Origin of the sequence: Corynebacterium nasorum (assembly GCF_030229765.1) — a bacterium.
In the GTDB taxonomy this organism is placed as follows: Bacteria; Actinomycetota; Actinomycetes; order Mycobacteriales; family Mycobacteriaceae; genus Corynebacterium; species Corynebacterium kefirresidentii.
In genome coordinates this window covers 54,263-74,741 of sequence record NZ_JASPGY010000001.1, presented here as the reverse complement: position 1 = coordinate 74,741, position 20,479 = coordinate 54,263, and the positions used below count along the sequence as shown (strand labels likewise).

Sequence of the window (20,479 nt, the reverse complement as noted above, 5' to 3'; positions counted from 1 at the left end):
CGCATCATGGGCATTGAAACAGAATATGGCCTAACTACCAGCGCGGGCTCGAAGGAACGGACTCTGAGCCCCGATGAGGTAGCGCGCGTGCTTTTCCGGCCCATTGTCCAAGAGCATTCCTCCTCCAATATTTTTTCTACCAATGCCAGCCGCCTCTACCTCGATGTCGGTTCCCACCCCGAGGTAGCCACCGCCGAGTGCGATAGTTTAAGCCAGCTTTTAGCCTATGAATGCGCCGGCGATGCCATTGTCAACCGGCTTGGCGAGCAAGCAGAGCAAACTTTCGCCGCTGAGGGCCACCCGCGTGCGGTGTACCTTTTTAAAAACAACGTGGACTCGGCTGGCAATTCCTTCGGCTGCCACGAAAACTATCTCATCAGCCGCCATATGGTCCTCAAGGACTTGGGCCTTGAGCTCCTGCCGTTCCTCATCACCCGTCAGCTCATCTGCGGCGCCGGCATGGTCCAACCCGCTAAGGGCGATAAGCCCGCCCAATTCCTGCTCTCGCAGCGTGCGGACCAGGTGTGGGAAGGCGTTTCTTCTGCTACCACCCGTTCGCGTCCCATCATCAATACCCGCGACGAGCCGCATGGCGATTCCAAACGCTTCCGCCGCATGCACGTCATCGTGGGAGATTCCAATATGGCCGAGCCAACTATGGCGCTGAAAGTAGGTTCAACGCTGCTCATTTTGGAAATGTTGGAGGCCGGATTTGAGCTGCCGAAATATGAGATCGAAAAGCCGATTCACCATATCCGCGCTATTGCGCGCGATATGACGGGATCGACCGAACTACCACTTAGCGGAGGTGGATCAGTCACCGCGCTGGAGGTGCAACAGCAGCTCTGTATGCGCGCAAGCCAATGGCTGGAAGAAAGGGAAGACGCTGGTACCCCTACCTCCGAAATGCGGCGCGTAGTTGATCTCTGGCAACGCACCCTGCGCGCCATTGAGACCCAAGATTTTTCCGAAGTGGACAGGGAAATCGACTGGGTCATTAAACTCGCCCTGCTTGAGCGCTACCGTGCGCGGCTCGGTGGGCAGTGGGACCACCCTAAGCTGGCCCAGATTGATATGACCTATCACGATATCCGTCCTGGACGCGGGCTCTACCATGTACTGCTGCGCAAAGGTCTTATCGATCGCTGGATTGAGGATTCTGATATTGAACGCGCGATGGACACAGCGCCGGCGACCACGCGCGCTGCGCTGCGCGGCCAGTTCTTGGCTACCGCGCGTAACTGTGGCGCCAATGTCACCGTTGATTGGACGCGGCTGAAAGTCAATCGGCCCGAACCGCGAACCGAGGAACTTTTGGATCCCTTCATTGCCCACGATGAACGAGTCGATGCATTGCTAGACTATATGCGTTCACACCACAGCTAGATCCACCATAGAGTCATATCAGGGAGACAACACAGCACGTGGCAGCACACAACCCCACGCCCAAACGGCATGATGAGGCGGTAGAAAGGCTCACCAACCTCTCCTTCGCGCTACAAGGCGCGGCAAACTCCGGCGGTAGCCCTGATCGCAGCGCTGCATGGATTCGTCGCCACGTTGCCGGGTACGGCGATAAGTCGGGCGAGGCTTTTGCCAAGTCCTTGGCGCGCGATATAGCGACCCTCCAACGCGCTGGGGTGCCCATTGTGCATTCCGGTGGTGAGGATGGCGCGCGCTACCGTCTTGACGCGAGTAGTTACCAGCTACCGCCGGTGGAATTTTCTCCGGAAGAGGCCATGGTTTTAGGCATAGCAGGGGGAATGGGTACCACGGGAGGCTTAAGCGATTTCTCTTTATCTGGGTGGACCAAGATTGCCGCCAGCGGCGCCTCGCGCAACCTTTCCGGCGCGCCGGTGTACACAGCAGTCAATGACATCACCCGCCTCGCCCCGGAAGTTATTACCTCTGTCCTCGCTGCGGTGCGCAACCGACTGCGCATTACTTTTTCCTACCGCGCAAACCCGGCCGCTAAGCCAGTACGCCGCGTGATGGATCCTTGGGGAGTGGTCAACCGTGATAGCCACATTTACATCGTGGGTTTCGATGTGGACCGCGGCGCCCCACGTGTCTTTCGTGCGCTTCGTGTCTCCGATATCAAACGCTCACATCATCCCGCAGAACACACCGTCCCAACAGAGACCTTGCAGGCCTTGGTAGAGCGCGCATTGCAGCGCGGAGAAAAGGTAGACGCGCGGCTTATTATTCCGGTGGGAAAGGCACAGGAGTTAATGGATGCGGGCGAGAAGCAGCCTGATGGCACAGTAATGCTGCGCAACGTGGATAAGGATTGGCTCGTGCGCACAGCGGCCGGGTACGCGCCAGAGGTACAGGTGGTCGAACCTGGCGGGGTGCGCCAGGAGGTCATTTCTCTTCTGCGCGCCGCCGCGCAACGGCAGGAAGGACGCTAGCTATGGCCGATGCATCGCAAAAGCTCCAGGCGCTCGTGCGCTCTTTGAACCTGATTCCTTACTTTAAAAATCACCCCGACAAAACGCCCATGGAAGCGGCTACGGATTTGGGAATGGAGCCCGGTGAGCTGAAGGAGGCCCTCGATCGTCTATTTTGTTCCGGCACGGGCCGCAATACTGAAGATCTCATTGATCTCAGCTTCAGCTACCGCGATGGGGTAACCATCCACAATGATCAAGGCTTAAGCCAAGCTCTGCGCCTTACCCCCACCGAGGCCGGCGCCTTGCTCCTTACCTTAGAGTCCCTGCAGGCCATGCCGGGGCTTATCGATGCCCACGCGGTCGAATCCGCCGCTGCTAAACTGCGCGGCATCATGGATGAAAAGACTGCAGCTATCTACGATTCGCTGTCTACTCCAGCCCCTGAAGAAACGGATATTCAGGCGCTTTTGACCCAAGCGGTCAATGAACGAAAGCGGGTGCGGCTGCGCTACTGGAGTGCTTCGTCTAATGCAGAATCCGAGAGGCTAGTGGATCCGGCGCGCATATTCATCGTTGATTCTGAGCCGTACCTGGCGGCATGGGAAGAAGCAAAGCAAGCCCATCGCACCTTCCGGATCGACCGCATTAGGAACGCTCATATGGAAAAAGAGCAGGCGCAGCCGCACCTGAAGGACCTCGATTTTGATGCCGCTTCACCCTTTAATTTGGGCAACGCGGACACCGTGAAATTAGCAATTCACCAAGAATTCACGTGGCTGGCCGAATACTACGATATGCGGCTGGGCGAAGACCTGGGAAATGGGGAAATAGCTGCAACGATGCCTATGGGATCAGTAGATTGGCTTATTCGCTTTGCCTTGGGTCAAGCTGATAGGTTGCGGGTAGTGGCTCCTCAATCCGTGGTTAAGCTCATTGCGGAACGAGGAAACACCGCTTTGAGCGGCTATACTCAATAGCCAGTTACTTGCCCGTTAACTGCGCCCGCCCGCTGGAAGATTTTCCGGAAGTACCGCTGCCCGGCATGCTGGCGCACTAGTTGAAAGAGGTTTCTCCATGAGCCTAGGACCTATGGAAATCGGCCTAATCGTTCTCGTTATCGTCTTGCTATTCGGTGCAAAGAAGTTGCCGGATCTGGCACGTTCCATGGGCCGTTCCATGCGTATCTTCAAATCTGAGGTTAATGAGATGCAGTCCGAGGATACCCAGCGTTCCCAGGCGCAGGCACAGCTGAACCAGAAGCAGCAGTCCGATGAGGAATTCTGGAACCGACCAGACATGCAGCCGGGCCAGCAGAACCACACCAACCCTCAGCAGTAAACGCCCCCAGCCCGTCGTTGCGCGAACACCTCTACAGCGCGCGGATATGCCCTCGCAATCCGCGTAGCAGGGAAGTGTTCGCTTCTTTGCGTTGAAAGAGCCACACTGATGTCGCCACAGTCACAGCCTGTTTCTGCCCCGAAGGCAAGCAAGAACGTGAAGGGGAAGCTGCGGTTTTCCCGTAAGCCGAAGAACCCTACCGGGGAAATGACCTTGGTGGAGCACCTGCAGGAGCTGCGCCGCCGCGTCATCATCGCTGTTTTAGCGGTGGTCGTCGGGGCGATCATAGGTTTTATCTGGTATCAACAAGCTCCGTTTGGTATCTCCCCGCTTGGCGAGATTCTCCGTGGCCCCTATTGTGCTCTACCAGCGGATAAGCGCGCCTCTTTCAGCGCGGATGGCGAATGCCGTCTTTTAGCCACCAGCCCGTTTGAAATGCTCCTGCTGCGTTTGAAGGTAGGCGCCTTGGCGGGCACGGTATTGTCCTCGCCAGTGTGGCTATATCAGGTGTGGGCCTTTGTGGTTCCTGGCCTTCATAAGAACGAGCGACGCTACACCTTGAGCTTCCTCACCGCTGCGGTGAGCTTGTTCCTCGCCGGCGCAGTGCTGGCGTATTTCATCCTCTCCGTTGGTCTGGAATTCCTCATGGGCATCGGTGTCGAATATCAAACCGCAGCGCTGACAGGTGAACGTTATTTTTACTTCCTCTTGGCATTGTTGCTCATCTTTGGCATCAGCTTTGAGATCCCCCTGCTCATTGTGTCGCTCAATCTTATTGGCGTGCTGGAATATGAGCATGTCAAGGACAAACGGCGGATCATTATTGTCGTCGTGATGATTTTCGCCGCCGTTGTCACCCCAGGCCAGGAACCCTTTTCGATGTTGGTTCTCGCCGGCGCCTTAATCTTCCTCCTGGAGATTGCATTCCAGTTCTGCCGCATCCACGATAAGCGCGTCCAACGCCAGCGCCCTGAGTGGATGGACCTTGACGACGAGGCTGCCTCACCGCTCGGCGCAGGACCAGGAGCGGTCGGCGGGCCTACACCCGTCGCGGCGCCAAGCCAGGTACACCCTTCGCCCGCTCCTTCTCAGCCGGTTTCTCAACCAGTCCAGCAGGCACAGCGACAGCAGCCGCAGACGTGGACCACCGGCGGCACCGAGACTTCGTCGAACAGCGGCGGCTTTTTCGACGATGTCCTCTAGGCACGGGTAGCCTGGGGAGTCATGACTGAAACTCATCTGGATTCTTTTTCTGCAGCCCTGCCATACCCCTTGGATGAGTTCCAGGTTAAGGGCTGCCAAGCCGTGGAAGACGGGCACGGTGTGCTGGTGTGCGCGCCGACCGGCGCCGGCAAGACCATCGTGGGCGAGTTTGCGGTGTCGCTGGCATTAAGCCGAGGTACCAAGTGCTTTTATACAACTCCCATTAAGGCGTTGAGCAACCAGAAGTATCACGACTTGGTGGAAGAGCACGGTGAGGAAGCCGTCGGCTTGCTCACCGGTGATGTATCGATCAACTCCGATGCAGAGATCGTCGTTATGACCACCGAGGTGCTGCGCAATATGATCTACGCAGAATCCGCAGCACTAGATCGCCTTACCCATGTGGTCATGGATGAGATCCACTTTTTGGCCGATGCCTCGCGCGGCGCAGTGTGGGAAGAGGTAATCCTCAACCTGGCAGACCATGTCTCCATCATTGGTCTATCTGCCACAGTGTCCAATTCGGAAGAATTCGGCGATTGGCTTTCCACTGTGCGTGGCGATACCACCGTCATCGTTTCCGAACACCGCCCAGTTCCGCTCGACCAGTGGATGATGCTGGGACGTAAGATTTATCCGCTTTTCGAACCCGAATCCGGCGGACAAGTCAACGCCGAGCTAGAGCGTAGAATCCAGCGCCTTGAGGCCGGCGATACCGACGACGGTCGCGCAGACTATAAGTCCGGCAAGGGTTTTCGCGCACGCGCCCGCCACAAGAGCGGCGGTCGTAGTGAATTCCGTGGAAGGGGAAGGGGACGCTCCGGTGCTTCTCGCCAGCAGGATCGCTATCGCCCCTTGGGCCGTCCGGAGGTACTGAAAGTACTCCAGTCCCAAGACATGCTGCCGGCCATTACCTTCATTTTCTCCCGCGCTGGCTGCGATGGCGCGCTCTATCAGTGTCTGCGCAGCCGCATGGTGCTTACCTCCCAAGAAGAAGCGCAGCAGATCAAAGAAATCGTCGATGCTGGTGTAGAAGGTATCCCCGAAGAAGATCTACAGGTCCTAGACTTCAAGCGCTGGCGCGAAGCCCTTTCCCGGGGCTTCGCGGCACACCATGCAGGTATGCTGCCGGCCTTCCGGCACATCGTGGAAGACCTCTTCGTACGCGGCCTCGTCCGCGCCGTCTTCGCTACCGAAACCTTGGCTCTCGGCATCAATATGCCGGCGCGCACCGTGGTGCTAGAAAAACTCATCAAATTCAATGGTGAGGCCCACGTTGATCTCACCCCCGGCCAGTACACGCAGCTAACTGGCCGCGCGGGGCGTCGCGGCATCGATACCTTGGGCAATGCAGTCGTGCAATGGGCCCCCGCCATGGATCCGCGTCAAGTAGCCGGCCTTGCTTCCACCCGCACTTACCCTCTCATTTCTACCTTCGCTCCAGGCTACAATATGGCAATCAACTTGCTGGGCATGCTTGGGTTCGAAGACTCTCTTCGGTTGTTAGAGAAGTCTTTTGCCCAGTTCCAAGCGGATGGCTCGGTGGTGGAAGAAACCCGTGAAATTGAGCGCGCGGAACATCGAGTACGCGAGCTGCGCAGCCAGCTGGATGATGCCGTGGCGTCGCTAGCACCTCCTGCCAAAGACGGGGAAGATCCCGCCGAGGTACTGATGGACTACGTCCGCCTGCGCCGCGAACTCAGCGCTGAAGAAAAGCAGTCCAAAATCGATAGCGCTAACCAACGCAACCAAGAAGTAATCGCGGTTCTGGGACGCCTGCAGCTAGGCGACGTTATTGCCATGCCTGGCAAGAAGCGCCCTATTCTCGCTGCGGTTGTCACGCCCGCTAACCAGACCGCGGATCCCCGCCCGTGGATTACCACGGAATCTGGGTGGTCTGGTCGGATCGACGCCGCTGGGATCAATAACCCTCCCATTCAGGTGGGGCGCATTAAAATACCCAAGCCGGTACGCAAGAATCCGCGGCGCAATACCCGTTATGTGCAGGATGTCTTGCACCGAGAGCACTTCGACCGCCCCAAGCGAATGAAGTCGCAGCCCCGTACTCGGCCCAATAAGCGGGTAGGGCAGTTGCGCGATCAGCTACGCGCTCATCCCGCGCACGAGTGGCCGGCCACCGACCGCGAGCAGCTGGCGGGCTTGGCACAAAAGCTCGCACGGCGCGAGCGTGACCGAGACAAGCTCCAGTCCAAGGTAAATAAGGCTACAGATACTTTGGGCCGCACCTTCGAGCGCATTGTAGACCTTCTGGCAGAGATGGACTATGTCGAGTTCACCGGGGTAGGTTCCGAACGCACGCCCGTAATTACTGAGGAAGGCGAGCGTCTAGCCAAAATCCACAGCGAATCCGATCTGCTCGTGGCGCAATGCCTCAAACGCGGCATTTGGGATGACCTGGATCCGGCGGAGCTTGCTGGCGTTGCCTCCTTGTGCTGCTTCGAAAACCGCAAGGCTACCAGTGGGCAGCCGGAAGCAGCTACCGAGCGCATGGCCGATGCCATGAATGGCACGTGGCGCGTTTATACCGAACTCACCGCCGATGAGCAGCGCCACCGTCTGCCGCCTACTCGTGAGCCGGAGGCTGGTTTCGCCCTGGCCGTCCACCAATGGGCAGCCGGTGCCCCCTTGGGCTATTGCATGGCTGCCGCTAATGAAGCCGGCGCCGAACTTACCCCCGGTGATTTTGTCCGCTGGTGCCGGCAGGTCATTGACCTCCTGCAGCAGGTGGCGAAGACCGGCTATGACGGCGAGATTCAGCGCAATGCCCGTCGGGCTATCGATGCCATTCAGCGCGGTGTGGTAGCCATCGGCGCCTAGAGGCCGCGGCTTGGGCGAGTAGACTCTGGGACATGACTGTTACTCAGACTTTTTCCGCTGATGTCTACGCCCAGCGCCTGCAGGCCGCCCAACAGGCCGCTAAGGACAAGGACATCGATCTGCTCCTCATCGGTACGGGTCCAGACTTTGCCTATCTCACTGGCTCCTGGGTTTCCTCGCACGAGCGCCTTACCGTTTTGGTCGTGCCGCAGCAAGGCAATGCGTGGATCGCAGCGCCTAATACCGATATCACCGATATCAAGGCGGCTCCAGTAGGAGAGCTGGATGTAGAGCTGCGGGGTTGGAACGACGGCGATAATCCCTATGAGCTAGCACTAGATGGTGCAGGCGCTGCTCTAAACAATGTGGCCCTGGGGCAGTCGCTGACTGCAGACCACGTCCTGCGTTTTCAGGATCTAATCCCACAAGCCAATTATCAGTTGGCTACCTACGCGCTGGCGGAGCTTTTTACCCGCAAGGATGAAGCTGAGATTGCTGAGCTGCGCAAGGCTGGCCAGGCCATCGATGCGGTCCACGCACAGGTACCAAAACTCCTCCAGCCGGGCCGCACCGAGGCGGAGGTGGCTCAGGAATTGGAAGAGCTCATCTTGCAAGAGCACACCGTTATCGATTTCGTGATTGTCGGCTCGGGCCCGAACGGCGCCAACCCGCACCATAGTTTCTCGGACCGTGTGTTAGCGGAGGGCGAGCCAGTCGTCGTCGATATCGGCGGCACTCTGCCTTCCGGTTACCACTCCGATTGCACCCGCACCTACGTGGTCGGCGGGGACGTTTCCAAGGCACCGCAGGACTTTCAGGATGCTTATGCCGTGCTTGCCGACGCCCAAGCAGCCGCCCGCGCTGCAGCCCACCCCGGTAGCACCGCCGCAGAGATCGATGCCATTACCCGCAAGGCAATCGCTGCAGCCGGCTGGGGCGACAACTTTGTCCACCGCACTGGCCATGGCATCGGCCTATCCACTCACGAAGAGCCGTTCATTATGGAAGGCAATGACCTCACATTGGAAGAAGGCATGGCCTTTTCCATTGAGCCGGGCATCTACGTGGAAGGCAAGTGGGGCATGCGTTTGGAGGATATCGTGGTGCTTACTAGCGATGGCTACGAGTCCCTTAACCTAGCTCCGCGTGAAGTCCGTTAAATGGCTGGCGTATTAATACTTGGCGGTCGCAGTGATATCGGCGGCGAAATAGCTCGGCGGGTGGCTCCCGGTAAGGACATTGTGCTCGCTGCTCGTGGCACCCACGGAATGGACGGTAGAGAACAGCAGTTGCGGGCGGCGGGCGCGCGCAGCGTGCACTTGCTTGATTTCGACGCCGCAGATTTTCCGTCCCATGCTGGAGTTGTCGATCGCGCGATAGAGCTAGCAGGACCTCTGGAGATTGCGGTTGTAGCCTTTGGCATCCTGGGTGACCAGGAGCGAGCGGAACGCGATGCTTCCCACGCGGTCGACATCGCCACGATTGATTACGCGGCGCAGATTTCCCTGCTCACCTTGGTTTCTGAGCGCATGCAGCGCGGCCACATCATCGCGTTTTCCTCGATCGCAGGGTGGAGGGCCCGTCGAGCGAATTACGTCTACGGTTCTACCAAGGCTGGTCTTGACGCCTTCTGTCAAGGTTTGGCCGATAAGCTGCACGGCAGTCGGCTAGGACTCATTACCGCACGCCCCGGCTTCGTGATTGGCAGCATGACAGAAGGAATGAAACCGGCGCCGCTTTCGGTGCGTCCAGAGGATGTGGCCGAGGCCGTGGTCAGCTGCATAGACCACGATGCACGGCGCGGGAGACCGCGTTCGCGCACCATCTGGATCCCCAGAGCTCTACAGGGCCTAGCGTGGATCATGCGCCTCGTGCCGCGCCCAATCTGGCGTCACATGCCACGCTAGAGTCTGCGATCCTGCTAGTGTGCGCGGAGCAGTGGGGAGTTGATGTCGAAGATGAATCCACGCGGGGCGAGTACGCGCAGAACCACCTCGGCATCGCCCTCAGCGATATTGTGAAAGACTAATCCGCCCCAAGGGGTGACGGTGATGTCTACTTCCAGCTGCCCAATGAGCTGTGCAAACTCGGCTGGAATTGCGCCTTTATGAACGCCTGCGCCCAGATCAACGATGCCCGCAGGCAGATGCTCATCCAGCCAGCCAATGGGGCCGGGTTCTGCCAGGGCGGAGCTTGTGTGTTCCTCGGCCTCCGCGCACTGGAGTGCTTCCTCATAATGACGGGCGGCGGCGTGTGGGGTAAGTGGGGCAGTAGGGGTGTCGACAAGCGGGGAGCGCCCAAGGTACAAAGAACCATCCTTGTCGATGTTTAAGCTCACACCAGCGGCACCCGCGGGCAAGTTATCCTCTTCCGCGATGACTGCAAGACCTGGCCCACCTTCTACCGCACCCAGTTCAGCCGCAATGTCTTGGGCCGCCTGCTTGGCCGCTGCCGATAGGGGTGAGGCCAGCACCGGCACCGTGGCGGCATGTAGATGCAGGCCCTGGAGCCGCCGCTTAAGCGCCTCCGCATCCGTAATTCCGCGCAGCTCGATGGCAGAAAACCGGTCGATGTACACAAATCCATCCGCGCAAGCACTGGCGCATTCTGCCAAAGTTGCCCAATCTGGGGCGTGGGTGCTGCCGCCGGCAACGTGGATGCGGGTGCACGTGCCGTACTGAGGGTCGTCGAAAAGCGCAGGAGTAAACATGCGCACCAGTTTAACCTGCCGCGGCTGCAGCATAGTTCACGAGTGTTGCCAGCGCATTTTCAGTCTGCCTCGTTAAACTGAGGCCATGCCGTTTTTCTATTTTGCTCTCTACATGGTCGCAGAAACCCTGACTTTCTGGGCCGTATCCACATGGATCGGTGTTGGTTGGGCGCTAATCGCGCTCTTTGTCACCATGTTTTTCGGAATGTCCATCGCCGGCATTGAAGTCCGGCGCTTGATGGGAAAGCAGGTCGAGCGCACAGGAGACGGCACTTACGTTGTCCGCGGCGGCAATATGGGCAAGACTGCCAGCAACGTAGGTCTTACCTTGGTAGGCGGCATGTTGCTCTCCTTGCCTGGCTTCCTAACCACGATTCTCGGCGCCCTACTTATTTTCTCGCCCACCCGTGCAATCATCCGCACAGTTATGGCAGCGTCTTTGTACCGCAAGATCGAGAATATGGGTGTCAAGATCTACGAGGCAACCCCGATGGCGCAGCAGCATGACACGTATGGCGATTTTGGCTCCTTCGGCCGCGGACAAGCCGCACACAGCGGGCACCCGAGTACTCAGGACGCTGGCCCACATGAGGTCTTGGATGAGGAAGAGATTCGCCGGTGGACTGAAAACCTAGATCCGGATGACTTTGGCCCTGCCGGTGGCGAGACTAAGGGCGGCAAGAGCTAGTGTTGCCTATCCTTGCCCGCCTTTTAGTGGCGGGCCTTTCTGGTCTGCTTACTTATGCCGCCCTTGAGCCCCGCGGCTGGTGGTGGGCCGCAGTCGCAGGCATGGGCTTGCTCTATGTGAGTTTGATGCCTTGGGGAACTAGGCACGTCTCCGCCCGTCTGGGCGCACTACTCGCGGTAGCGCATTCACTCGTGCTCTATCTTCTCACCTTGCCCTGGATCGGTGAATTGGTGGGAAGCGGGCCGTATATTGCGTTGGCAGTATGGCTTGCGATTTACGCCATCCTGCTGGGCTTTGGCGGCGCCGCGGTTGCACGGTGGAAGTACGGTTTTATTGCTTTCCCGTTCGTTTACCTCGCGGTGGAGGCACTGCGTTCTTCTCTACCTTTCGGTGGTTTTTCCTGGGTCAAACTGGCCTGGGGGCAAATCGACGGGCCGCTAGCCAAGCTAGCTCCGTGGGGTGGCACCTCGCTTATCACCGTCGCCACAGTACTGTGTGGCTGCGGAATCGCCGCCTTGGTGATTCAACGCGGGTGGAAGGCCAAGGCCGTCGCACTGGTGACAGTTATTCTTCCCCTTGCGACCGCGACGGTAGCGGGCTTGAGCATCAACCGCGACGACTCCATTGTCGGTGAAGCAAAGGTTGCTGCCATTCAAGGAAACGTACCTCGCATGGGCCTAGATTTTGCTGGGCAGCGCCAAGCGGTTCTCAATAATCATGTGGCCGAAACGAAGAGGCTGGCCGCGCGCGACAAGGACATCGACCTTGTCATCTGGCCTGAAAACTCATCCGATATCAATCCTTTCCATGACGGTAGGGCAGCCGCGGCAATCAGTGGTGCCGTTGATGCGATTGATGCCCCCGTTCTGGTTGGCACCGCTACGCGCGATGACGTGGGCGCCCGCAATACAATGCAGGTCTTTGCTCCTGGCCACGCGGTAGGGGACCACCACTATAAGAAGTACCTGCAGCCTTTCGGTGAGACCATGCCCATGCGGGATTTCTTTGCCAAATTTTCTGACTATGTGGACCTTGCCGGGGACTTCAAACCCGGCGATGGTCCAGGTGTGGTTTCAATGGGGGGCGTGCCGGTAGGCGTGGCGACGTGTTATGAAGTCTCCTTTGACAACGCCTTTAGGGAATCGGTCAAAAATGGCGCACAATTGCTTACTACGCCAACCAATAACGCCACCTTTGGCTACTCTGAAATGACCTACCAGCAATTGGCCATGAGCCGGTTGCGTGCGATGGAAACAGACCGAGCCGTGGTGGTGGCGGCGACCTCTGGAGTATCTGCCATTGTTCACCCCGATGGCCGCGTCAGCCAGTCCACGGAAATTTTCACGCCGGCCGCTCTCGTGGAGCAATTGCCCTTGCGTAGCGGCGAGACCTTTTCCGTTAGGTTTGGTTCGCCCCTGCAATGGCTCATGGTTATTATTGGAACAGTCTGCGCACTGGTAGCTTTGCGCACAAACCGCCTGCGACGCACCCCGCGCCGCTCCGGCACAGATACATACGTAGGAGCATAAACACTGTGAGCACGCTTGAAGCCTCGACCTTGGTCATCATCCCGACCTATAACGAGATCGAAAACCTCCCTCTCATTACTGGACGCGTCCGCGCGGCGGTCCCAGAGGTGCATATCCTCATCGTGGACGATAACTCGCCCGATGGCACCGGCGACAAGGCCGATGAGTTCGCAGCGCAGGATGACCATATCCACGTTCTCCACCGCGAAGGCAAGGGTGGCCTGCTAGGCGCCTATATCGCTGGCTTTGAGTGGGGCTTGGAGCGTGATTACCAGGTACTGTGCGAGATGGATGCAGATGGCTCCCACGCGCCGGAACAGCTCCACTTGCTGCTAGAAGAGGTAGACAAGGGTGCGGACCTAGTGATCGGCTCCCGCTATATTCCGGGCGGCGAGACCGTCAACTGGCCGGCTTCTCGCGAGTACCTTTCCCGCTTGGGTAATATCTACATCTCCGTGGCGCTGGGCGCTGGCCTGTCCGATATGACCGCCGGTTATCGTGCCTTCCGCCGCGAACTCCTCGAATCCATTGATTTCGACGAGCTATCCAAGGCGGGCTATATCTTCCAGGTGGATCTGGCTTTCCGCGCGGTTAAGGCCGGCTTCGATGTCCGCGAGGTTCCTATTACCTTCACCGAGCGCGAATACGGCGAGTCCAAGCTTGATGGTTCCTTCGTGAAAGATTCCCTGCTAGAGGTAACCAAGTGGGGCGTTGCCCACCGCACGGAGCAGCTGCAGGATTTCGGCGACGCCGTATCCAAGTTGGTCAATCGTGAAGTCAAGGATGGCTCCATTCACGATCTAGGCGTGCAGGCCCGCAAGAGCGCCGGCTGGGCATCTGACTTCGCCGGGGAAATTGCTCACCTAGCAAAGCACCAGATTGCACAGTTGAAGAAGTAGCCCATGCTTCAACGCTAAAGGCCCGTACCGTTCCTTAGTAAAACTAAGGAGGTACGGGCCTTTAGCTGCCGCAGAACCTTATGAGTTCTTTTGCTGCTGTTCCTGCTGCTCCTTTAGCAGGCGGGCTGCGGAACGGCGGCGGGAGCGCAGGTGGTTAATGCGCTCTTCTAGGAGCTCGTCCAACTCCTCAATGGAGCGGCGCTCACGCAGCATATCCCAGTGGGTACGTGGCGGCTTAGCCGGCTTAGACTCAACGCCTTCACCTTCTACAAGGTGGCCTAGCTTGCCGTTTTTGCACATCCATTCCTCAGGGATTTCAGCATCATCCGCAAAAGGCACCTCATAAATCTCGCCGTCTTCGGTGCGGTACTTCACCATTTGGCGTGGTGCGAGGTCGTGGTCGCGGTCGGTTTCGTAGCTGACTGCGCCCATACGGCTGCCACGGAGTACGCGATCTGCCATGCAACATCATCCTTTTCAAAGAGATCCCTGATTGAGTGCGAAGCAAAACTTCGCCTAAGAGCTACTAATTATAACGAACACCCTCGCGTCTTTGTTCCCAGCCCGCCTAAAATGCACTAAAATGTATCGGGTGATCCGTACAGCTAGTCGTGAACGCAACGTCGGTTCCTGCCAATGGTGTGGGAAGGACATTGATCAAGGCGGTAGAGGGCGGCCACGTAAATTCTGCAGCGCCTCGTGCAAACAGCGCGCGTATGAGCAAAGAAATAATGTTAGTGGCACGGGAATTCCCGCTAACGCTGTGATCCTTACTCCGGAGAAGGCAGAAAGTTTGCGCGACGGACTTTTTGAACTACGTTGTTCCGCAGAAGATATCAATACCGCCGCGGAGGAAGGCGCTAGTGCGCAGGAGCTTGCCGGTTTGTGCGAAGAGCTTGTTGCCCTGGCCCGACGCCTAGAAGGACTTCGATAGAAGATGAAAAAGTTTTTTTATAACCGCAAGCTCGTCATCACCATCTTTGTGGTGCTCATTGTATTGCTCACCGCCGTGGCCATTGGCCCTATGGTGTATTCGCTTCTCAAGGGCGCCGGTGTAAAAACAGAGCCTATTTCCGCCGATGGAGCTAAGGCCGCGTCTACGGAACTAGATGGATCCTGGCAGGTTGCCAAGGGGCGTGCTGATAATCATACCTCGGTTGGTTTTACCTTCAATGAGATTCTACCTGCAGAAAAGACCACCACATCTGGTTCGACCACCGAGGTGACCGGTCAGGCAGAAATTTCTGATTCCACCCTCAAAACCGCGACGGTCACCGTGGATATGGATGAGTTGTCTACGGATAAAAAGGTCCGCGACCAAAACATGAAGTCCAAACTCTTTGAGACGCAACTTTTCCCGGAGTCTTCCTTTAAGCTCACCAAACCCGCTTCGCTTGCCGACGTCCCAGATGACGGCACCATTGGCACGGTAAAGCTCACCGGTGACTTGACCATCAAGGATGAGACACACGAGGTTTCCCAAGACTTTGACGTTCTCCGCGACGGGGATAACATCGTCATCGGCGGCACCGTTCCAATTAACCGCCTTGATTATGGCGTAGAAACCCCGGAAATGTTGGCAGCAAAGGTCGAGGAAAAGGGCGAGGTCAATCTTCGCATTTCCTTCAAGAAGGACTAATAAGGACGAGCCATGAACACCCGCCAAATGATCCCGTTTATGTGGCTGCGCCTTCTTATAGTCATCGGCTTTACCATTTTCGTAGCCGTTCAACACATGTGGGTCATCGTAGCGGTTTCTGCCTGCTTGGCGCTTTTGACTATATGGCAGCTGTGGAGTGCTTACCGTAATCGTTAAATAAGACATCCAAAGCGAGCGGTAGTTGCCCCGAATATCGTCAATGTGACGTTATATAGTGGTGTGATTACATGCTCCAGTAGGGCGTATTTTTGCCGAAATCCACCCGTCCGACCACCCATCGGGAGCCACACGCCATAGATGGCTGGTGCCCGTGGCACGGCGGGGCTCAATAGTGCTTAATAGTTAAGGCGCCTGGCGTCGCAGAGGCAGACTGCATACCGGCGGCCCTCAATAGGATTAGCCAGCCAGCTTGGCGGACCAGTGGCCACTGGAGTGTGTCGCGGCAACTGCGCGACATCGCAAAGCAGAGCTTCACAGCAGAAGGCGGAGCGAAGATAATCGCCGCAATAAAAGGAGCAGGCGGGGATTCTGATAAGACCGACCAGAAGGCTCGAGGTATGCCAAGGTATAAATGAGGAACTGCCCAACAATGGATAAATGTCCGATAATGTACATTATGTCATTTAAACTAGGGGTGGCATTCCCCCCTTTTAGTTCCTGACTCCATACATTGATACCTGGACCCCGCCTCTATTGTTCGCTCCTGACAACACGCGCCCGAATGAAGCTTTCCAAATATGACATTCCTTCACGAAGATTGGTCTCTCGTCATTACTCTTGCCGCGGGCGACTTCTTTCTCGGCTTGGTCTCTCGTAGCCCATGCGGCCTTAAGCTCTGGATCGAATTCTGCGCTCGACGGATCCGATCCCTGCGCGTGTCCACCTCTAAATACGATGTAAACCACTTCCGGATGGTGTTCTTCATCCAGTGGACCGTTCCACCCACGCAGGCATGTCTCTTCAGTCCAACAGGTCACCCCTGAGCGGTCTACGCATTGCCCCATGGCTTCTTCTTGGGCGCGCGTCAGCGCAACCCCTGCAAAGGACTCATCAAGTGAATCGTCTTTCCGCGCAAATAATACGAAGATCCGCGCGGTGCTTTTCTTTTGCTTCTTCGTATCCATGCCCCACATCTTCTCACCCGGCTATCGGTTAGTTTTCAACTAAAATGCACACTAGCGCATATAAAGGCCAAGCAGGTCTCTATCAGGGGCGATTCCAAGTCGGCGAACGGACCTGATCACTACTGGGTGCGTAAAATCGGCATTATGACGATTCAGCATGTAGTAGATAAGCCTTCCCGCGCAGCCCTCTTTCTAGTTCTCGAAATCAAGGACGGCTGCGAGCAAGCCACCCGCGACATGCTGACGGGGTTCGCCGGACTCTTCAAGTCCGTGAACTTCCGCTATAACGAAGGCGAGCTTTATACCGTAGTTGGCATTGGCGCCTCCATGTGGCCGCGTTTGACCAGCGCACCCCTTCCTAATCGGCTAAAGGAATTCGAGGCAATTGACGCAGCGCACAAGGCCCCAGCAACGCCAGGCGATATTCTGTTCCACTTCCGCGCTAATAGCTACGATCTCTGCCACGAAATGGCCCGGCAGGTTTTAGACCAACTGGGTGATGCTGCAACGGTCATCGATGAGACCCACGGGTTTAAATACCTTGACCAGCGCGACCTGCTTGGCTTTGTAGACGGCACCGCCAATCCCCTCGCCGAGGAAGCTTTGGATACCGTGCTGCTTGACGACGCCGCCGATTACCCCCGTGGCTCCTATGTCACCGTACAAAAATACATCCACGACCTCGACAAGTGGAACGAGCTGAGCACCGAAGAGCAAGAAAAGGTCATTGGTCGCACCAAGGCTGACGATATCGAGCTCGACGATGATATCAAGCCTTCCAATTCTCACGTTGCTCTCAACGACCTTGAGGAAGATATCTACCGCGAGAATATGGTCTTTGGTTCTTTTGCTGCTGGTGAGATGGGTACTTACTTCATCGGCTATGCAAAGGATCCAGAAAACGTCATGGAACGTCTGCGCAATATGTTCATCGGCAAGCCAGAGGGAAATTACGACCGCATTCTAGACTTCTCCACCGCTCTTACTGGCACCAACTTCTTTGTGCCCAGCGCGGACCTGATGAAAAACTTCGACGAGCTACCGCCCGCCTAGCGGCGTCCCCCACGGTTGCGGTGGACCAATCCAAATTGCACCGCATCAATCATTCCGAGCGTCATTAAGGCCTCGCGGAGGGCAAATTGGAAGTTCCACAGGCGGCGGAATACTGGGTCGAACCCAGCCGCCGCGGCCTCCCGCAGGTGCCCATCAAAAAAGGATCGTTGCTGACGCAAAGATTCTAGGTAGTGCGTCCCCACGTGTGTTTCCGATACGATGCGCAGGTTCGAGTTCTTATCGACGAGCTGGTGCAGCTCCGCAGTAAGCGGATAGTCCAGTGCAGGCCACACATATGCCCGCAAGGCCTGAATCGAGGCCTTTCCGGCGTCGGTCATTGCTTCGGTCGCCACAAGGGACTGAATTCCTGCCCGGCCATTAGGGGTTAAGAACCGGTCGACTGCGCGAATATACTCTTTGCGCTCCTGTGGGCTAAGCTGTTCTATCTTTTCCACGGTGACGATTGCGTCATAGTGTCCGCGCCATTGCTTGGGATTTGGGACAACCCCGGGAATGCGTTCCACATGGATGGAATCATCTGCCCCCTCGAGCACGAGCGCCTCACGCATGTGACTTATCTGCTCTACATCGCTGGTCAATACGTCTACCGTTGCGCGCCGCTTGGTTGCGCGCATGGCAGGCTGCATTCCAGCGGCTGGGTACACCAATAGGTGGGTTCCGGCGCCGGTGCGAGTGACGTCGAGAAGCCAATCAGCGGCGCGACGCTGGGCATCGCCCAAATCATCTCTGTCCACACTCGTGGGCTCGCTTAGCGTCGTGACATCCACGAAGTGGCTTTTCGGTTCCTTGCGGCCGGCCTTGGGGCTATAGCTTTCTACTGTCTCCCTAATGGTCGTCGGCACACCGCTAGAAAAGATGCCACCCACATGGCTTAAACCATCACCGGAATAGAGCCGGACCAAATCCATCGGCAACTCCCCTGGCTCCGAATTGCCGGTGTCTAGCATCTTGGCCTTGGGAAGATATCCCACCCCCAGCAACCGCCCAAGCACTTTTACCAGCTGGGAGGACGAGCTGACGGACCACTCTCCTGCCATAAAGCTTTCTGCGAACCCCAGCCATCCACTGGCGGCGATTCGTTCAAACAAGGCATCGTGTCCGACCTTGAGATCTGGTCCGCCCTCTACTTCCAAGTCGAGTTCCAATCCGGCGTCATCGCAAGCCTTGGCAAATTCAGCCTCTGCACGGCGAGCCTTTAAACCAGGCCAACGAGGTGAAGGGACTGTAGCCACATTGGGCCAGGAATCTGCATCGATGGAGCTCAAATGCTCGGGGCGGATAAAACTCATAATGCCAGGTGCGCTCCTTGGTGGGCGGAGGAAGTCACTATCGGCAATTACCTTAGTCAGCTTGGCACGCACCTCGGCTTAGGCGCTCCGCACAGGCGCAATGGTTCCTGCCGCGAAAATAATAACGATGCACGGAAGTTTATCAGTCAATGAGTATGCACGTTCTGTTAGAAGTGTTTACACTGAATGGGTGCAAAACATTAGCTTTCTTGAGGAAGGTCGCAATAAATCCATGACTGATACCGCTTATCGTCCCAATGGTGGCCGTCACCACGTTGTCGTGGTTGGCGCTGGCTTCGGTGGTCTCAACACCGTCCAGAAGCTAAAGAACGCCGATGTAGAAATCACTCTCATCGATAAGAAGAACCACCACCTGTTCCAGCCGATGCTGTACCAGGTAGCAACAGGCATGATTTCCGCCGGTGAGGTGGCCCCGTCCACCCGCCAGCTGCTGCGCGATCAGGATAATGTTCACTTCGTCAACGCCGAGGTTACCGATATCAACCTGGCTGACCAGACCGTCACTGCCGAGCAGGATGAGTTCTCCCGCACTTACGCATATGATTCCCTGGTGGTTGCAGCGGGCTCCGGTCAGTCCTATTTTGGCAACGACCATTTTGCAGAGTTCGCCCCAGGCATGAAGACCTTGGACGATGCCCTCGAGCTGCGCTCTCGCATCATCTCCGCGTTTGAGAAGGCTGAGCTTACCGATGACCCAGCGGAGCGCGAGCGCCTGCTTACCTTCATCATCGTTGGTGCTGGGCCAACCGGCGTCGAGCTGACCGGCCAGATTGCCGAACTAGCAAACCGCACCCTCAACGATGTCTATTCCAACTACGGGACCACCTCCGCCAAGATCTACTTGCTTGACGGCGCCCCACAGGTACTGCCGCCATTTGGCAAGCGCTTGGGCCGCAAGGCACAGCGCACCTTGGAAAAGGAAGGCGTACAGGTGCACCTCAACGCCATGGTGACCGATGTGACTGCGGATACCGTCACTTATAAGGACATGAAAACCGAGGAAGAGACCACCCTGACGGGCGCTACCAAGATCTGGTCCGCCGGTGTGGCCGCTTCCCCACTGGGCAAGATGGTGGCCGAGCAGGCTGGCGTCGAGGCAGACCGCGCTGGTCGTGTCTCCGTGAATGAGGACCTGACCGTGGGCGAGCACAATAACGTCTACATGGTCGGTGACATGATCTCCCTCAACCGCCTGCCTGGCCTCGCACAGGTTGCTATCCAGGGTGGCGCGCACGTCGCTAAGCTCATTCAGGCAAAGGTGGACGAGGAGTCTACCGCCAATGAGAAGGAAGCCTTTGATTACTTTGACAAGGGCTCCATGGCAATCGTCAAGCGCTTCAACGCCGTCGTCAAGCTGGGCAAGACCGAGTTCGGTGGCTTCGCTGGCTGGGTAGCTTGGCTGGGCCTGCACCTGACTTATGTGATTGGCCTGCGCAGCCGCCTGGCAGTGCTGGTGAACTGGGCAACCAATATTCTTTCCCGTGACCGCGGCAACCTAGAAATCACCACTCAGCAGCGCATCGCGCGCAACATCATTAACAAGAACGAGAAGTAATTACTCCTCGATCGCATCGCCGCTCTCCTGCCTCAATGCAGGGCAAGGGCGGCGATTTTCTATTTTCCTGTCGTTACTCATTGATAGCGATAGCACCACCCCAACTGGGCACTGGAGCGCCGATTTTCGCACATAGTTTCCGTGACCTTTGTTAGGCT

Annotated in this window: 20 protein-coding genes; 16 read left to right on the top strand and 4 right to left on the bottom strand. The window is 57.2% G+C overall.

Going from position 1 to position 20,479, the window contains the following annotated elements; translation table 11 throughout:
• Nucleotides 1-6: 6 nt before the first annotated feature.
• From pafA to QP904_RS00330, 8 genes are all read left to right on the top strand, one after another.
• Nucleotides 7-1,386 (top strand): Pup--protein ligase, encoded by a 1,380-nt coding sequence (gene pafA / locus QP904_RS00365; RefSeq protein WP_193393080.1) that lies wholly within the window; start codon nt 7-9, stop codon nt 1,384-1,386.
• Between the two features lie 38 nt (nt 1,387-1,424).
• Nucleotides 1,425-2,411, top strand: coding sequence for a helix-turn-helix transcriptional regulator (locus QP904_RS00360; protein WP_023021556.1), 987 nt, complete (start codon nt 1,425-1,427; stop codon nt 2,409-2,411).
• Between the two features lie 2 nt (nt 2,412-2,413).
• Nucleotides 2,414-3,370: a helix-turn-helix transcriptional regulator gene (locus QP904_RS00355; RefSeq protein ID WP_049378140.1), complete on the top strand. Its 957-nt coding sequence runs from the start codon at nt 2,414-2,416 to the stop codon at nt 3,368-3,370.
• 97 nt (nt 3,371-3,467) lie between these two features.
• Complete coding sequence (tatA, locus tag QP904_RS00350; protein WP_023021558.1) at nt 3,468-3,731, top strand: Sec-independent protein translocase subunit TatA; 264 nt, start codon at nt 3,468-3,470, stop codon at nt 3,729-3,731.
• 108 nt (nt 3,732-3,839) lie between these two features.
• Nucleotides 3,840-4,934, top strand: coding sequence for a twin-arginine translocase subunit TatC (gene tatC, locus QP904_RS00345; protein WP_023021559.1), 1,095 nt, complete (start codon nt 3,840-3,842; stop codon nt 4,932-4,934).
• Nucleotides 4,935-4,955: 21 nt separating this feature from the next.
• The gene (locus tag QP904_RS00340) at nt 4,956-7,772 is read left to right on the top strand and encodes a DEAD/DEAH box helicase (protein ID WP_248098264.1); all 2,817 of its coding nucleotides are present in this window, start codon (nt 4,956-4,958) and stop codon (nt 7,770-7,772) included.
• A gap of 32 nt (nt 7,773-7,804) precedes the next feature.
• Nucleotides 7,805-8,932 carry a M24 family metallopeptidase gene (locus QP904_RS00335; protein WP_284835343.1) on the top strand — a complete coding sequence of 376 codons (1,128 nt, stop codon included), beginning with the start codon at nt 7,805-7,807 and terminating at the stop codon, nt 8,930-8,932.
• Complete coding sequence (locus QP904_RS00330; RefSeq protein ID WP_284835342.1) at nt 8,933-9,679, top strand: SDR family oxidoreductase; 747 nt, start codon at nt 8,933-8,935, stop codon at nt 9,677-9,679.
• Between the two features lie 14 nt (nt 9,680-9,693).
• Here QP904_RS00330 and QP904_RS00325 read toward each other — a convergent pair whose 3' ends face one another.
• Nucleotides 9,694-10,482, bottom strand: coding sequence for a precorrin-3B synthase (locus QP904_RS00325; RefSeq protein ID WP_259824516.1), 789 nt, complete (start codon nt 10,480-10,482; stop codon nt 9,694-9,696).
• Nucleotides 10,483-10,567: 85 nt separating this feature from the next.
• Here QP904_RS00325 and QP904_RS00320 point away from each other — a divergent pair, with 85 nt between their 5' ends.
• The 3 genes from QP904_RS00320 to QP904_RS00310 are packed head-to-tail and all read left to right on the top strand — an operon-like array spanning nt 10,568 to nt 13,598.
• Nucleotides 10,568-11,170 carry an FxsA family protein gene (locus QP904_RS00320; protein ID WP_023021564.1) on the top strand — a complete coding sequence of 201 codons (603 nt, stop codon included), beginning with the start codon at nt 10,568-10,570 and terminating at the stop codon, nt 11,168-11,170.
• Nucleotides 11,170-12,699 (top strand): apolipoprotein N-acyltransferase, encoded by a 1,530-nt coding sequence (gene lnt, locus QP904_RS00315; protein ID WP_200287499.1) that lies wholly within the window; start codon nt 11,170-11,172, stop codon nt 12,697-12,699. Before QP904_RS00320 ends, lnt begins: the two co-directional genes overlap by 1 nt.
• A gap of 5 nt (nt 12,700-12,704) precedes the next feature.
• On the top strand, nt 12,705-13,598 hold the full coding sequence (locus QP904_RS00310; protein ID WP_239206037.1) for a polyprenol monophosphomannose synthase: 894 nt from the start codon (nt 12,705-12,707) through the stop codon (nt 13,596-13,598).
• Nucleotides 13,599-13,676: 78 nt separating this feature from the next.
• Here QP904_RS00310 and QP904_RS00305 read toward each other — a convergent pair whose 3' ends face one another.
• A complete protein-coding gene (locus QP904_RS00305; RefSeq protein WP_023021567.1) occupies nt 13,677-14,060 on the bottom strand; it encodes an RNA polymerase-binding protein RbpA in 384 nt (127 codons plus the stop codon).
• 121 nt (nt 14,061-14,181) lie between these two features.
• Between QP904_RS00305 and QP904_RS00300 the strand changes: the two genes are divergently transcribed.
• Genes QP904_RS00300 through QP904_RS00290 form a run of 3 tightly spaced genes read left to right on the top strand, consistent with a single transcriptional unit; the run spans nt 14,182 to nt 15,414 of the window.
• Entirely contained in the window at nt 14,182-14,532 is a 351-nt protein-coding gene (locus QP904_RS00300; protein ID WP_239206039.1) for a hypothetical protein, read from the top strand.
• A gap of 3 nt (nt 14,533-14,535) precedes the next feature.
• Nucleotides 14,536-15,237, top strand: coding sequence for a YceI family protein (locus QP904_RS00295; protein WP_284835341.1), 702 nt, complete (start codon nt 14,536-14,538; stop codon nt 15,235-15,237).
• A gap of 12 nt (nt 15,238-15,249) precedes the next feature.
• The gene (locus tag QP904_RS00290; protein WP_284835340.1) at nt 15,250-15,414 is read left to right on the top strand and encodes a hypothetical protein; all 165 of its coding nucleotides are present in this window, start codon (nt 15,250-15,252) and stop codon (nt 15,412-15,414) included.
• 494 nt (nt 15,415-15,908) lie between these two features.
• On the opposite strand, the gene QP904_RS00285 is transcribed toward QP904_RS00290, so the two are convergent.
• On the bottom strand, nt 15,909-16,382 hold the full coding sequence (locus tag QP904_RS00285) for a hypothetical protein (protein ID WP_200287501.1): 474 nt from the start codon (nt 16,380-16,382) through the stop codon (nt 15,909-15,911).
• A gap of 144 nt (nt 16,383-16,526) precedes the next feature.
• Here QP904_RS00285 and QP904_RS00280 point away from each other — a divergent pair, with 144 nt between their 5' ends.
• A complete protein-coding gene (locus QP904_RS00280) occupies nt 16,527-17,435 on the top strand; it encodes a Dyp-type peroxidase (protein WP_200287502.1) in 909 nt (302 codons plus the stop codon).
• On the opposite strand, the gene QP904_RS00275 is transcribed toward QP904_RS00280, so the two are convergent.
• Nucleotides 17,432-18,745 (bottom strand): SAM-dependent methyltransferase, encoded by a 1,314-nt coding sequence (locus QP904_RS00275; RefSeq protein ID WP_200287504.1) that lies wholly within the window; start codon nt 18,743-18,745, stop codon nt 17,432-17,434. The two genes, QP904_RS00280 and QP904_RS00275, sit on opposite strands and share 4 nt — an antisense overlap.
• A 232-nt stretch (nt 18,746-18,977) precedes the next feature.
• Between QP904_RS00275 and QP904_RS00270 the strand changes: the two genes are divergently transcribed.
• A complete protein-coding gene (locus tag QP904_RS00270) occupies nt 18,978-20,321 on the top strand; it encodes an NAD(P)/FAD-dependent oxidoreductase (RefSeq protein WP_023021572.1) in 1,344 nt (447 codons plus the stop codon).
• The last annotated feature ends 158 nt before the right edge of the window (nt 20,322-20,479 follow it).

Bases quoted from the DNA above. Each gene is read 5' to 3' on its own strand.
- QP904_RS00305 (WP_023021567.1), bottom strand. From the start codon at position 14,060: ATGGCAGATCGCGTACTCCGTGGCAGCCGTATGGGCGCAGTCAGCTAC.
- QP904_RS00280 (WP_200287502.1), top strand. From the start codon at position 16,527: ATGACGATTCAGCATGTAGTAGATAAGCCTTCCCGCGCAGCCCTCTTT.
- QP904_RS00355 (WP_049378140.1), top strand. From the start codon at position 2,414: ATGGCCGATGCATCGCAAAAGCTCCAGGCGCTCGTGCGCTCTTTGAAC.
- QP904_RS00340 (WP_248098264.1), top strand. From the start codon at position 4,956: ATGACTGAAACTCATCTGGATTCTTTTTCTGCAGCCCTGCCATACCCC.
- QP904_RS00300 (WP_239206039.1), top strand. From the start codon at position 14,182: ATGTATCGGGTGATCCGTACAGCTAGTCGTGAACGCAACGTCGGTTCC.
- pafA (WP_193393080.1), top strand. From the start codon at position 7: ATGGGCATTGAAACAGAATATGGCCTAACTACCAGCGCGGGCTCGAAG.
- tatA (WP_023021558.1), top strand. From the start codon at position 3,468: ATGAGCCTAGGACCTATGGAAATCGGCCTAATCGTTCTCGTTATCGTC.
- QP904_RS00325 (WP_259824516.1), bottom strand. From the start codon at position 10,482: ATGTTTACTCCTGCGCTTTTCGACGACCCTCAGTACGGCACGTGCACC.
- QP904_RS00330 (WP_284835342.1), top strand. From the start codon at position 8,933: ATGGCTGGCGTATTAATACTTGGCGGTCGCAGTGATATCGGCGGCGAA.
- QP904_RS00295 (WP_284835341.1), top strand. From the start codon at position 14,536: ATGAAAAAGTTTTTTTATAACCGCAAGCTCGTCATCACCATCTTTGTG.
- QP904_RS00290 (WP_284835340.1), top strand. From the start codon at position 15,250: ATGAACACCCGCCAAATGATCCCGTTTATGTGGCTGCGCCTTCTTATA.
- QP904_RS00270 (WP_023021572.1), top strand. From the start codon at position 18,978: ATGACTGATACCGCTTATCGTCCCAATGGTGGCCGTCACCACGTTGTC.
- QP904_RS00320 (WP_023021564.1), top strand. From the start codon at position 10,568: ATGCCGTTTTTCTATTTTGCTCTCTACATGGTCGCAGAAACCCTGACT.
- tatC (WP_023021559.1), top strand. From the start codon at position 3,840: ATGTCGCCACAGTCACAGCCTGTTTCTGCCCCGAAGGCAAGCAAGAAC.
- QP904_RS00275 (WP_200287504.1), bottom strand. From the start codon at position 18,745: ATGAGTTTTATCCGCCCCGAGCATTTGAGCTCCATCGATGCAGATTCC.
- QP904_RS00335 (WP_284835343.1), top strand. From the start codon at position 7,805: ATGACTGTTACTCAGACTTTTTCCGCTGATGTCTACGCCCAGCGCCTG.
- QP904_RS00285 (WP_200287501.1), bottom strand. From the start codon at position 16,382: ATGGATACGAAGAAGCAAAAGAAAAGCACCGCGCGGATCTTCGTATTA.